The sequence below is a fragment of the Rubripirellula amarantea genome (assembly GCF_007859865.1).
GTDB lineage: Bacteria > Planctomycetota > Planctomycetia > Pirellulales > Pirellulaceae > Rubripirellula > Rubripirellula amarantea.
Window position 1 is genome coordinate 3,179,013 of record NZ_SJPI01000001.1, and the last position, 12,669, is coordinate 3,191,681.

Below are 12,669 nucleotides of genomic sequence, written 5' to 3' on the forward strand. Positions count from 1 at the left end.
ATGGCCGTCCATCGCAACAATACGCATTCCTCCACTTCCCGGAACTTGACGGATGGGAAACAATGGACATCCATACCCGCATTTAAACCGAGAAGAATCGGCGTCCCTTGTCAGCAATCCAAATCCGCGGCGCTCGTGTTCACAATCTACAAAGTGTCGATGTCGACATTCCCCGTGACGCGATCACGGTTATCACCGGCGTTTCGGGCAGTGGGAAAAGCTCGCTTGCGTTTGACACACTCTATGCCGAGGGGCAACGGCAATACATCGATTCGCTTTCCGCCTACGCTCGGCAGTTTCTTGACCAGATTCCCCGCCCCGACGTCGATTCCATCGATGGCCTAGCTCCCACGCTAGCCATTGATCAAAAGAACACTGCTTCGGGGTCGCGCAGTACCGTCGCCACGATCACGGAAATCTACGACTACCTGCGATTGCTCTTTGCCCGCGCGGGAACTCCGCACTGCATCGAGTGTGGTAGTTCGATCGCCCCGCAATCAGCCGAAAACATCGGCGATGGTTTGTTGGGACTGCCCGAAAAAACAAAGCTAGTGATCATGGCACCGATGGTGCGTGGTCGCAAAGGCGCTCACCGTGAAGTGATCGAGTCCATTCAAAAGGCTGGTCTGGTTCGCGCTCGCGTGAACGGGGAAAGTTACCTGCTTGAGGAAATCCCGACGCTGGCGCCGCGAAAGAATCACACCATCGAAGCCATTATCGATCGACTCGCCATCAAGCCCGGCATCGAGTCGAGGCTGCGAGCGTCCGTGGACTTGGCCTTGCGGTTGGGCGATGGATTGATGTCGACGCTGGTGCATTCAAGTGATGACGCGTGGGACGAAGCGATCTATTCCACAGCCATGGCCTGTATCGAATGCGGATCCAGTTTTGCCGAGGTTGAACCTCGAACGTTTAGCTTCAACAGTCCCTACGGTGCCTGCCCCACCTGCGAAGGACTTGGATTCGTCGGTGAAAACGAGTCGCGTGAGGTTTGTCCCGATTGCGGTGGTGCCCGGCTCGGCCCGGTCGCGCGTCGGGTCACGATCAACGACACAGCGATTCACCAGCTAACGGCCCAGTCGCTCGACGACGCGATCGTTTGGATGCAGAACTGTGATTCGGCTCTATCTGCTTTGCAAACCAAGGTCGCTGAACCGATTCAGCGCGAGGTCACTCGGCGTTTGAAGTATTTGTCCCGCGTCGGCGTGCAATACTTAACCCTCGACCGAGCCGCCGACACGCTTTCCGGCGGCGAACTACAACGAGTGCGGTTGGCCACCAGCATTGGTAGTGGCTTGGTCGGCGTTTGCTACGTGCTTGATGAACCATCGATCGGTTTGCATCCCGCCGATCATGGGAAGCTGATCGAGTGCATCAAAGAGCTGAAGGACCAGGGCAACACGATCGTGATCGTCGAACACGACGAGGACACGATGCTTGCCGCCGACAAGCTAGTCGACATTGGACCCGGTGCCGGGATGGGTGGCGGCAACCTGATTAGCCAAGGCACGCCCAAGCAAGTCGCCAAGGACAAAAAAAGCCTGACCGGACAATACCTATCCGGCAAGCAACAAGTTCCGATTCCCGCAACGCGTCGGCAGCCCAAGCAATGGATCACTTTGAAGGGAGCGTCCACGCATAACTTGCAGAACGTGACCGCGAAAATTCCGCTGTCATGCTTTGTCGGGATCAGCGGGGTTTCGGGCAGCGGTAAGAGTTCGCTTATCACCGACACGCTATACCGGGCTTTGGCCCAAAAACTCGGCTTGCAAACTCCGCCGCCGGGTGAGCATCAATCGCTGCTCGGCGCGACCAAAATTGACAAGCTTGTTCCCATCGATCAAACGCCGATCGGAAGAAGCCCGCGGTCATGCCCCGCTACCTATGCCGGCGTCTTGGATGAAGTTCGCAAGGTCTACGCCGCCACGCGCGAAGCCAAGACGCGCGGGTTCTCGTCGAGTCGGTTCAGTTTTAATTCGAAGTCCGGTCAATGCGAGTTGTGCAAAGGGCATGGTGTTGAACGCATCGCAATGAATTTCTTAAGCGATCTGTTTGTCACCTGCAGCCGTTGCGGCGGAAAGCGTTTCAACCGACAAACGTTGCAAGTGCGTTTCAAAGGTGCCAACGTCGCCGATGTGTTGGAAATGTCGATTGACGAAGCAACCGAGTTCTTCGAAAACGTGCCGAAGATTTCTCGCCTGCTGCGTTCGTTGCAGGACGTCGGCCTTGGCTACGTGCATTTGGGTCAAGCCAGCACCACGCTCTCGGGCGGTGAAGCTCAACGGATCAAACTCGGGACGGAACTCGCTCGCGTTTCCACCGGCAGCACGCTCTACTTGCTTGATGAACCCACCACGGGACTCCACTTCGCCGATGTCGAACGTTTAGTTGGCGTTCTGCAACGCCTTGTCGATGCAGGCAACACCGTATTGGTCATCGAACACAACTTCGATCTGCTATCCGCTTGTGACTGGATCATTGATATGGGACCTGAGGGCGGTGTCGGGGGCGGTCAGATCATTGCCGAAGGAACGCCGGAACAAGTGGCCGCCAATCCGGCGAGTATCAGCGGCAAGTTCATTAAACCTCAACTGGCATAGGCGACTTGCCTGTGAGCCAAAGCAATCCCGTGTCCAGACCCACCAGCGCCGATCAAGCTTATCACGTCGAGCACGAATGGGAGCCCGATGGCAAAGGTGGGTATGCCCACGCGACCACGATCTTCTTAACCGCATCGGAATGTCCGATCGGGTGCAGCATGTGTGACCTTTGGCAAAACACATTGACCGTGCCAACGCCGCCCGGTGCGATCGTTCGCCAAATCAAAACCGTTTTGGACGAACCGCTCGATCACGATCGGCAATGGATCAAGCTCTACAACTCTGGCAATTTCTTTGATCCGCGTTCGATTCCACCCGCGGACTATGCTGCCATCGCCAAGCTTTGCGAACCCTTTCAACGCGTTGTCGTTGAAAACCATCCCCACATCGGTGGTGATCGCATGCTGCGTTTCAACGACATGTTGGATGCGCAATTGGAAATCGCCGTAGGTTTAGAAACCGTCCAGCCCCGTTGGCTCGACCGACTTGGCAAACGCATGACGCGAGACTCGTTTGATCAGTTCGCCCAAGGTTTGATCGACCATCACATCGACTTGCGAGTGTTCTTGATCGTCGGAGTTCCAGGAATCTCGACTAACGAATCCGCTAGGTGGACGCGATCTTCGGTGCGGCACGCTGTGCTGGCTGGTGCTCGGCACATCAGCCTGATTCCTGCTCGCCAAGGTCATGGTTGGAACGGACAAGCCGATCAGTTGCCCCAGTGCAGTGATCAAGAACTACGCGATTTGCTAAACGCTGCCATCCATGACGCCAACGGCTACGCGACGGTCACACTGGACACATGGGGCCGCGACCCAACCTAGGTTTGAACCCAATCTAGGTTTGCGCGGTGCAATCGCAGCGATCGTGAAATGGGTGTCGGTCGCGCTATTGCGAAAACGAACCGTGTCCCAGGGAAAGGCGTAGCCCCTTGCAACATCACCTTCGCCAAGTCCACACGCAGCGTTTGGACATCGTCACCGGCCGAGCGAAATGGTGATCGGGTATCATGATCAGCCGGCTTACCGCTGGTGACGCAGAAGAACCACGAATGGATTCGTCCACGTTGACTCGTAGCTAGCCGTGCGGCCTAATGCCGATTGAAAGCCGCACGATCCCCAACCGTTTGATCAAAGAACAAGTCTCTTGAATCCTTCTCACGTCGCCATTATCGGATCCGGATTCTCTGGTTCGCTCCTCGGTTGGATCCTCGCTTCCCAAGGAGTGCAAGTTTCGCTCATTGACGCGCAAACCCATCCACGGTTTGCGATCGGCGAATCCTCCACACCGATTGCCGACACACTGTTGCGAAGACTCGGTGAAACGTACCAACTAAAACCGCTGGTCGATCTTTCCACTTACGGCAGTTGGAAGAAAACGCATCCAAAAATCACTTGCGGAAAGAAACGTGGCTTCAGCTATTACCATCACGAGGCCGGTCAACCGTTCGCCGAAGATCATCTCGGCAAACGCAGTCTGCTGGTGGCTGCGTCGCAGTCCGATTCAAAGGCCGACACGCATTGGTACCGCAGCGAAGTCGATGAGTATTTCTTCAAGCAGGCGATTCTGTCAGGCGTTCAACCCTATTCAGCCACATCGATCGTCGACATCGCGTCGGTTGGCGATCAATGCCGTTTGCTTTGCGGTGGGAATTACACCGGCGAACTGATCGCGGACTACGTCATCGATGCGACTGGCCGTGCCGCGATCACTGCCAAGCTGCTCGGTCAACCCAACCTGCGAGATCAGCTCAAGACACAAACCGCCACCTCCTTCGCTCATTATCGCGGTGTGCGTCCTTGGCGAGACTACTTGCAAGCTCATGGCTTTGACACTTCCAACGATCCATTCAATCCCGATGACGCAGCTCAGCATCATTTGCTTGGCAACACGTGGACGTGGATGCTTCGGTTTGACAACGACATCACCAGCATCGGTTTTTGCTCGCCGCGGGGTCAAGTCAACGACTTCGCTAGCACTTCCGCGTACCACTGGATGATGCAAGACGCGGTTCAGGTATACCCGGATGATCAATCGTTGATACCCTCTGGTCAGTCGCTGATTACGGAACCTTGGATCCAGTCCTACCATGAACCGATTGTTGCGGATCGAGTTTGGATGATGCCGACAGCCGCGATCACGATGGATCCGTTGCACAGCACGGGGATCGCCCACGGGCTTGCCGGTGTGGAACGCCTAGCGACGATGTTGCTCAATCCCGACGGCAATGCGCCTGCGCGTTACGCCGAGATCCTTCACCAGGAAGTTTCGCTGCTCGACCGTTTGATCAGCACCGCTTACACCGTGGCCAACGATCCCGCTCGTTTCAACGCCGCGTGCATGGTTTACTTTGCTGCTGCGATCACCTGTGAAGAGCAACTCAAAGCGGGCCAGAACCCGTCGCACCTTTACAATGCGGGCGAGGACGCGTTTCGAACCGCGGTCCGAAACGCGTGCGGCATCATCAGCGACCTCGGCGAGCCCCGGTTTGAATCCCTCGTTCGGACCGAGATTGCCCCTTGGAACACGGCGGGGTTGATGAGTTCGGGCCATCAAAACCGGTACGCCTACACGGCAACCAAGGGATGAGTCCGTTGGGGGGCGATAAAAAATAAGTAGCCCAGAGTGAAAAATTGAGCAAAAGCCGCGGCAGAGAACGATTCGTGGCAAAAACCACCCTTGTCACTAGCGAACCGCTCAACTAAATTCCGCGTCTTGACGTTGAGTGACTCACCGAGCCACTCCAAACTCACTCCCCTGTAGCTCAGTCGGTAGAGCAGCGGACTGTTAATCCGCCTGTCGCAGGTTCAAGTCCTGCCGGGGGAGCCTTTTCGGACATTCGCGAACAGCGAGTGCCCGTGACTTAACGCCAAAGGCCGATGCAAATGCATCGGCCTTTTTGCGTTTGCTCACGCAATTTGCGGGACTTTCGCCCGCGGGTGGTTTTTTCGCTTGCGTCTTGGACGGTGCGGGCACCGTGCCAAACCATTCCTTTCCCGCTGTCTAGCCCCGACAGGACGACCGAATCTCTCGAAGTCTCTGAGTTAACATGGGCACCCCAGTTAACGAAATTCGGCCGTCAGAGAGAGAGTTCGAGAGTCCCCGATATCGCCATGAACCAACCCCAGCCCAACAATCCGCTGCACGGCGTCACGCTCAAGGCGATCTTGGAATACTTGGTCGCCGAGTACGGCTGGGAGCGGTTGGGGGAACGGATCAACATCCATTGCTTCAACTACGAACCGACCATCAACAGCAGCCTGAAATTCCTTCGTACGACAGACTGGGCGCGGGCGAAGGTTGAGCGGTTGTACCTGGACTCGATCAGCTTCGATGAGCGGAAGGGCAAGAACGCCCCAACCGAAGAAGCGCGCGACATCTTCAATTGTGTCCGTGTCCCCGTTCGTGCTCATTGTGTCCGTGTCCCCGTTCGTGCTCGTTCGTGTCCCCGTTCGTGCTCAATGGTGAACTTAATCGCATCAAGAGGATCTCGTGCATCGTGCTGCACACCCGTTCCCGACTCTGTGAAATAGGTCCCCGACACACTCTTTAATTTGACGACGTCATCAAAAAACAATCCGCCCGCCGACAGGTCGACGATTTGATAGGTCGCGTCGCCAGTACGGCTTGTTTTCCTGATGCCGTCACCGTCGTTCGGGTCAAACGTTGTATTGAGGTCACCGCTGACGGGATCCGCTTGGACAAATTTCCCATTGCTGGGCGTGCGAAGAAACGCGTAGAGGATTTCGCCTATCGCCGCCGGCTTTTCATGAGCAGCACGCGTGCTTTCGTCAACGCTGGGCGACTCTGGATCGTCAGGAACCTGAACACGAACGATGCCGTCCGTGGGATTGCCGACCCCGTCAGCGAAAGGAGTGAGCGAAGAAATGGCTCGAGAGTTGCTTTGGACATACCCGTTGACGCTGACCTGATCGGTTCCAAAGACGATCTTTTCGTAGTATGCCTCTGTTTGTTCAGGTGCAAACGGAACGTCGCTGTACTCCACCATGATCGCCAAGGCCTGATTGGCACTATCATGGTCCCAGTCTTCGTATCCAAACGTGTCGAGGGACGCAGCGAGCAGCATCCGAGATTCGAGGTTTTCGACACGTGATTTTCTACGGCGCCGCGTATTTCGTCGAGTTTGGCGTGTTTTTTGCGTTTTCAAATTCATCCCAGCTCTCCCGTCGGCAATTTAGAAACCGTTGACAAGGAGATTTCCGCAGACATTGGCCGGCTACCCACGCATAAAATGGGAACCGGCAAAATTTGGCCGCTGAGAATCGACGAATCTGAAAGATACGGTTCACGCCAGATACGCAAAGAAGTCGTCGAGCACGTCGAATCGTTCTTGCATGCGAGTTTGAACCGAGTCGGGACTTTCCCCAAAGTAGTCCATGCCGTTGTCGGACAGAATCTTTGCTGTGACCGAGGTTGCGAAATCCTCCAACGGATTCATCGTGCCGTATTCGCGAGCAAAAGCGTCCTCTTCGCCGCTGTTGAAGTACCAGTTTGACCAGCGATCATCGTCGGCCTGAGTCAATCCAGCGGTGGATTGCCAACGAAATCTTGTGGTCCAAGATCCAGCGGCACGAAAAACATTGACAAAGATATTCTCGTCTTGCTCGTCAAAGTTGTGGGCCAGCTCGTGAATGACCGTTTCGTTGATCCTTCCGCGGTCAATCGCGTTGTCGATGATCACAATGTTCCCATCGCCGTTCCAACCCAGCACGTTCGTGTTGATGTCCCCGTCTGCTTCGGTTAGCTCACCGTAACGAGCGAAATTGACGCGATCGCCATTGGCTTTTTGCAGAAGAGCGTTGTTGTTGGTCGCATCAAACATCATTTGCAACGCATCGTCGATCTTTTCCACTGTGTCATCGTCCCACGTGGACGCTTCTGCAGTGACCGAGCCGATGTTGCTGCCCAGCCTGAACTGCTCATCGGCTGTTGGGTTGATGAAATCGATTTGCACGTCATCGCTGGAGAGATCCATCACGGTGGAACTGCTGCCGACGGTTCGCAGCACGCGATCACGTCCGCTATTGGTGTACATCAAGTCGTTACCATTCCCACTGATCAACGAGTCGTGCCCCGAACCACCTTGCAAAATATCGAAATGGGAACCGCCGACCAAGCGATCGTTTCCGCCATTGCCGTAGAGATAGTCGGTGCCGCTGCCGCCGCGCAGAATATCCGCGTGGTTGCCACCGTAGATAAAATCGCTTCCGCTGCCTCCCTCAATGATGTCGTCTCCATTTCGTCCGTACAGATAGTCGCGAGATCCGTCCCCAAAAATCATGTCTGCGGATGATCCACCATAGATATAGTCGGTGCCAGAGCCGCCCCGAAGCGTTGATCGCAGGTTGGTTTGGTTGTTGATCACATCGCTTCCGCCTCCAGCGTCAACGAAAATCGACCGGACCATGAACCGCGAAAACTGAGTCACCTCGCTCGCTTGAGTGCTACGGTTGGTGACACTGACCTCAATCGATCCCCACAGCTGAAATTGTCTACTCGACAAGCTAACATTGGTTGCAGCTGGAGCGATCTCGCGAATGATGATTTGGTCGCTCGCCGCGTCTCCGCGGACGCTCAGCGTGCCAAGAAACAAGTCAATGTCAGCAGCCATCAGTTCACGTTTGTCGAGCTTCTGGCATCGCAGTGTACGTGGCCGTCGTTTTTTCGACGGTTTTACGGCCGTTCCAGAATCCTGGAGGGAGTTGGAAGCAAGGCGGCGAATCGGAGCAAGGATTTTCGGCAGAGACATTGTGGTTTTCCAGTTGGGAACGTGAGTGAAGTTCAGTCCTCTCCCAAGCGGACAGCAAAGCGAAATGTGACTGACAAAATTCAAGCCCGTGGGGTCAAAATATTGAAACGAGCATTTCGGGCGGAAAAATCCAACGTTGCTTGAGTGGATGGAGCCCAACTTCCGGTCGAGATTGAGTCGAGACAGTGCGGCGGTTGCTGGAAATCGAGACAAAACGGCAGCACCGCGCAGCAGACATCGCATTGTTGTCATTGAGGCCGGCGAGCTGATCGCAATAGAAAACCGGTCGAGCTAAGCCGCGCGTCGATAAGATCGAAGCAAGCCACCAAGTCGCTCCGTCGTTTCGATCTTAGCATCCAAGTCTGTTGGACGATCCATGGGCACGATCAGCTCGTTGCCCAAACCCTGGTGGTTTCTTTCAGTGTGATAATGTTCGAGGAAAGATCGAACAGCTTTGCGCGTCGCGGTCTCGCCAAAGAGAATCAGTTTGTGAAGGCATTCGGATTTCAACGTTCCGAAAAATCGCTCCAGGTGCGCGTTCAAATTCGGGCTTCGCGGTGGCAAGCGAACTGGCATCCCACCCTCGCATTGCAGGCACGCACGAAACGACTTACTGAACGTTGCATCGCGGTCCATGATCAAGTACTTCTTCTCGTTGAGAAAGCCGTCTTCATGGTTGGTCAACTCGCGGGCGATCGTTTGCATCCAAGCTTCGTTCGGGTTGGCGGTGCAGCCCGCGAAGTTGACGCGGCGTGTTTTCAATTCCATGACAAAGAGCAGATAGAACGTTGTCAGGCCGCCCTTTGTCCAGACTTCCACGGTCGTGAAGTCAGTCGCAGCGATCACGTCCCAGTGCGACTTGAGAAATATTTCCCAGGATCCTGTGCGCCGGCGTGTCGGTACTGGCTCAATGCCGTGAGCTTTGAGGATATTGCCAATAGTGGAGTCGCAGATGTGGTTGCCGACGTTCGCTAGCGCACCACTGATGCGGTCGTAGCCCCACATCGGATTCTCTTTCGCGAACTTGACGGTCAAATCAACGATCACTTGGCGAATCCTTGGCCGACCAGATTTCTTCTCCTTGCGATCCGAGTAGTCCCATTTTTTTGCCACGAGTTGACGATGCCATCGCAGGATTGTGTCCGGTGTGAACAACGTCCGGATCTCGGAAAGTCGCTTTCGTCCGAGCACTTTTCCTTTGACGGCCAGTCTTCTTCGCTGATCATCATTGAGCACGATACGTCCGCCGCCCAGCTTTTCTCGCAGCACCGCGTTTTCGGTGAAGAGATAGTCGATGAGTTCTTGTTGCTGCTTGCCCATCCAGCCGGCCAGGCACCACAAAACAAAAAGCCAGGGCTGAAGAATGAATGCAGATTGTTTGGCTATGGAAGAATGGATGGTGGGCGGGGTGGCGAGCAGCAACAGCGACGATGATAATTCGTGTTCACCCGAGCAATCTTTTCACTGCAACCAAGCTCCATCGCACATGGCCATCGGCATTGATCCCCTCGTTGATTTTGCGGCCAAGCGAGTCCTCGGCAGTCCCGAACATTCACGGATCACGCTGCACTTTCTCAATTCGGTTCTCGGCTTCGCCAGCCCGATTGTGGATGTCGAGATTCTGAACCCGATCAATTTGAAGGACTTTGACGCGGACAAGCTGTCGATCCTCGACATCAAGGCGGCCGACAGCGTTGGGCGACGGTACAATATTGAAGTCCAAACGACGCGGCCGTTGGGCTTGCCCAAACGATTGACCTACTACGCCGCGAAACAGTTGATCGAACAACTTGGCGAAGGCGACCAGTACGCCGACCTGAACCCATCGATCAGCATTTGTTTGCTTGATGCGATCAAGTTCCGGGACGAACCAAGGCTGCAACACGCGTTCGGACTTCGCACCGCTGGCGGACTTTCGCTGACCGATTGCCTGCAAGTCCACGTTTTCGAGGTACCCAAGTATGTCATCCCGAGCGATAATGAGCCCATCGCCGATCCGGTCTAGCAATGGCTCTATTTCTTTCGGGATGCATCCAACTGCACCGCGGAAGAATTGGCCCGCCGACTGCCCGATCCGATATTTGAAGAAGCCACAGGAGTGCTCGAAATGATCGCCAAGAATCCGGAAGAACGACAGCACTACGAAGACCGGCTCAAGGCTGAACGCGACGAATGGGCGCGGACCGCGCAGGCAAAGTTGGAGGGTATCGAGGAAGGGCAACGCAATGAACGAGCCCGAACAGTTAAGATGCTCCGAGACATCGTCGGCGAATTGACACCATCGGACGAGAAACTGGCTGACCTTTCTCTCGACGAATTGGCGGCAATCGAGACCGAACTTCAACGCCGCCTCCGAGATCGAACTGGGTGAAACGCTCGGCCGTTGTTAACCGAGAGTGCGATTGTCTTTTCAATCGGACAGAATGACCCCTGGTTAACATCAGCTTGTCAACCCAGCGAACAAAATTTCGTCTACGTCCGGATCGCAAACAGGCGTGACCGAACCGAACGGATTTGCTGTAATCCCTTGCTGTAATTGATTTACAACATTCGGCAAACCGAGACTTGTTCCGTAAAGCGTTGGGTTCGGGGAGCCTTCATGGACAGTAGCGAAATGCTGCTGACCACCATTTAACGCCAAAGGCCGATGCACCCGCATCGGCCTTTTTGCGTTTGTCCCCGTGTTTTGCGGGACTTCGGCTCGCAGCGTGTTTTTTGCCTGCGTCTTGGACGGTCCGGGAACCGTACCAAACCATTCCTTTCCTGCCGTCTAGCCCCGATAGGACGACCGAAACTCTCGAAGTCTCTGGGTTAACATGGGCAGCCCAGTTAACGAAAATCGGCAGGCAGAGAGAGAGTTCGAGAGTCCCCGATATCGCCATGAATCAACCCCAGCCGAATAACCCGCTGCACGGCGTGACGCTCGAGAGCTTTTGAAACTGGCTTTATGGACCACACGATCGAGTTGTGTTTATGAGATGGCTTTTAGATCGAGGCCTCTCATGGTGCCGGTAGAACTTGCAAACTTATCGGCCTCAATCCCCATGGATTGAAGCATGGAGACAAACAAGTTTGGGAGCGGGTAGTTTTTGTCGCGGTCGAAGGCGAGGTGCTGGCCGTGTTTGAGTCGTCCACCTGCCACCAACATTGGCATGTTGTCGGTGGTGTGCTTGTTTGCATCGCCGAGATTGCTGCCGTAAAGGATCAGCGAGTTCTCGAGCAGGCTGGCGTCTCCATCTTTCGAACTTTTAAATGCGCTGATCAGTTGGCTGATGAGCCTCATGTGATTGCGGTCGATGGCCTCGAGCTGGGCTAGTTTCTTCTCGTCCTTGCCGTGGTGAGACAGGTTATGGTAGCCGTCGGATATTTGAATTTCGGATAGGTCGATTGTGGGAGAATTGTTGCTGTCCAGCAGCAGCGTGATGCTGCGGGTGGAGTCGGTCTCAAAGGCGAGGCGCGCCATCTCATACATGAGTCGAGTCTTTTCCATGTAGGCGGCGGGGCCGCCGGGGTTGATGGGGCTTTCGGCAGAGGGAACTGGTTTGGGAAGTCGTTCCCATTCGCGAGCCTTTTCCATACGTCGTTCGGTCTCGCGGACTGCCGTCGTGTACTGGTCCATACGGTCGCGATCGCTAGCGCTGAGTCGGCGATTGAGAGCTCGCGACTGCTCGGCAACGGTGTCCATGATGCTTTCGCCCAGCTTCAACTTTTCAATCTGCTTCGCTATTTCTTTTTCCGACCCCTGGAGGAAGAGCTGTTTGTAGACGTTTGAAGCGCTGTCCTCGCAGGGAATTAGCACGCCAGAAGGAGTCCATGACAGGCTGCGACGTCCCGGAGCAGCGTTCACACCCAGCGTGAGCGAGGGAAATCGGGTGTGATGGCCAATCTCGCCCGCTACGTATTGGTCTAATGAAATGGTGTTGCGAAATCCGCCACCTCCCGGATGGGGCGCGGCGGTGAGAAAGGACACGTCTGATGAGTGCGCGCCGTCTACACCGGGATGGTGAACTCCGCTCAGGACGGTGAAATCGTTTCGATGGGCCGAGAGCTCCTGGAGGTAAGGTGAGAACTCATAGTCGCCGCCTGCCTGGCTGGGAAAGAAATGGTCCGGTAAGACGCCGAGATTGTTGCAGATGGCGAACATGCGCTGCGGCTTCGGTTCGACTGGAGCTGCCGCGAAGAGACGTTGCGTAAACGGCGGCAGCATGGCCTCAAGAAAGGGCAAGCCCAAGGCGACTCCGGCTCCACGAAGGAGTTGGCGGCGAGAGATGCGCCGATCGGAAGAGAGTATATGCATGG

9 protein-coding genes, 1 tRNA gene and 1 pseudogene are annotated in these 12,669 nt (G+C 55.3%); 7 read left to right on the forward strand and 4 right to left on the reverse strand.

Translation table 11 applies throughout. From position 1 onward, the window contains the following. Positions 1-107: 107 nt before the first annotated feature. The 5 genes and pseudogenes from uvrA to Pla22_RS25510 all read left to right on the forward strand — a co-directional run. Positions 108-2,600: an excinuclease ABC subunit UvrA gene (gene uvrA / locus Pla22_RS11675; RefSeq protein WP_146514769.1), complete on the forward strand. Its 2,493-nt coding sequence runs from the start codon at positions 108-110 to the stop codon at positions 2,598-2,600. Positions 2,601-2,629: 29 nt separating this feature from the next. Beyond that, positions 2,630-3,424 carry a Fe-S oxidoreductase gene (locus Pla22_RS11680; protein ID WP_146514770.1) on the forward strand — a complete coding sequence of 265 codons (795 nt, stop codon included), beginning with the start codon at positions 2,630-2,632 and terminating at the stop codon, positions 3,422-3,424. Positions 3,425-3,746: 322 nt separating this feature from the next. Next, positions 3,747-5,189, forward strand: coding sequence for an NAD(P)/FAD-dependent oxidoreductase (locus Pla22_RS11685; protein WP_146514771.1), 1,443 nt, complete (start codon positions 3,747-3,749; stop codon positions 5,187-5,189). Positions 5,190-5,353: 164 nt separating this feature from the next. Then, a tRNA-Asn gene (locus Pla22_RS11690) sits at positions 5,354-5,426 on the forward strand. A gap of 287 nt (positions 5,427-5,713) precedes the next feature. Next, positions 5,714-5,857, forward strand: a pseudogene (locus Pla22_RS25510) (VF530 family DNA-binding protein); the annotation flags it as partial. A gap of 152 nt (positions 5,858-6,009) precedes the next feature. Here Pla22_RS25510 and Pla22_RS25515 read toward each other — a convergent pair. The 3 genes from Pla22_RS25515 to Pla22_RS11705 all read right to left on the reverse strand — a co-directional run bounded on the left by Pla22_RS25515 (position 6,010) and on the right by Pla22_RS11705 (position 9,690). Next, on the reverse strand, positions 6,010-6,774 hold the full coding sequence (locus Pla22_RS25515) for a hypothetical protein (RefSeq protein WP_207310337.1): 765 nt from the start codon (positions 6,772-6,774) through the stop codon (positions 6,010-6,012). Between the two features lie 132 nt (positions 6,775-6,906). After that, positions 6,907-8,232 (reverse strand): calcium-binding protein, encoded by a 1,326-nt coding sequence (locus tag Pla22_RS11700; RefSeq protein WP_165440609.1) that lies wholly within the window; start codon positions 8,230-8,232, stop codon positions 6,907-6,909. Between the two features lie 429 nt (positions 8,233-8,661). After that, on the reverse strand, positions 8,662-9,690 hold the full coding sequence (locus tag Pla22_RS11705) for an integrase core domain-containing protein (RefSeq protein WP_165440610.1): 1,029 nt from the start codon (positions 9,688-9,690) through the stop codon (positions 8,662-8,664). Positions 9,691-9,733: 43 nt separating this feature from the next. Here Pla22_RS11705 and Pla22_RS11710 point away from each other — a divergent pair, with 43 nt between their 5' ends. Beyond that, the gene (locus Pla22_RS11710) at positions 9,734-10,375 is read left to right on the forward strand and encodes an Rpn family recombination-promoting nuclease/putative transposase (protein ID WP_146514775.1); all 642 of its coding nucleotides are present in this window, start codon (positions 9,734-9,736) and stop codon (positions 10,373-10,375) included. Between the two features lie 48 nt (positions 10,376-10,423). Continuing rightward, complete coding sequence (locus Pla22_RS11715) at positions 10,424-10,741, forward strand: hypothetical protein (RefSeq protein ID WP_146514776.1); 318 nt, start codon at positions 10,424-10,426, stop codon at positions 10,739-10,741. A 600-nt stretch (positions 10,742-11,341) separates the two neighbouring features. On the opposite strand, the gene Pla22_RS11720 is transcribed toward Pla22_RS11715, so the two are convergent. Continuing rightward, entirely contained in the window at positions 11,342-12,667 is a 1,326-nt protein-coding gene (locus tag Pla22_RS11720; protein ID WP_146514777.1) for a DUF1552 domain-containing protein, read from the reverse strand. Between the last annotated feature and the right edge of the window lie 2 nt (positions 12,668-12,669).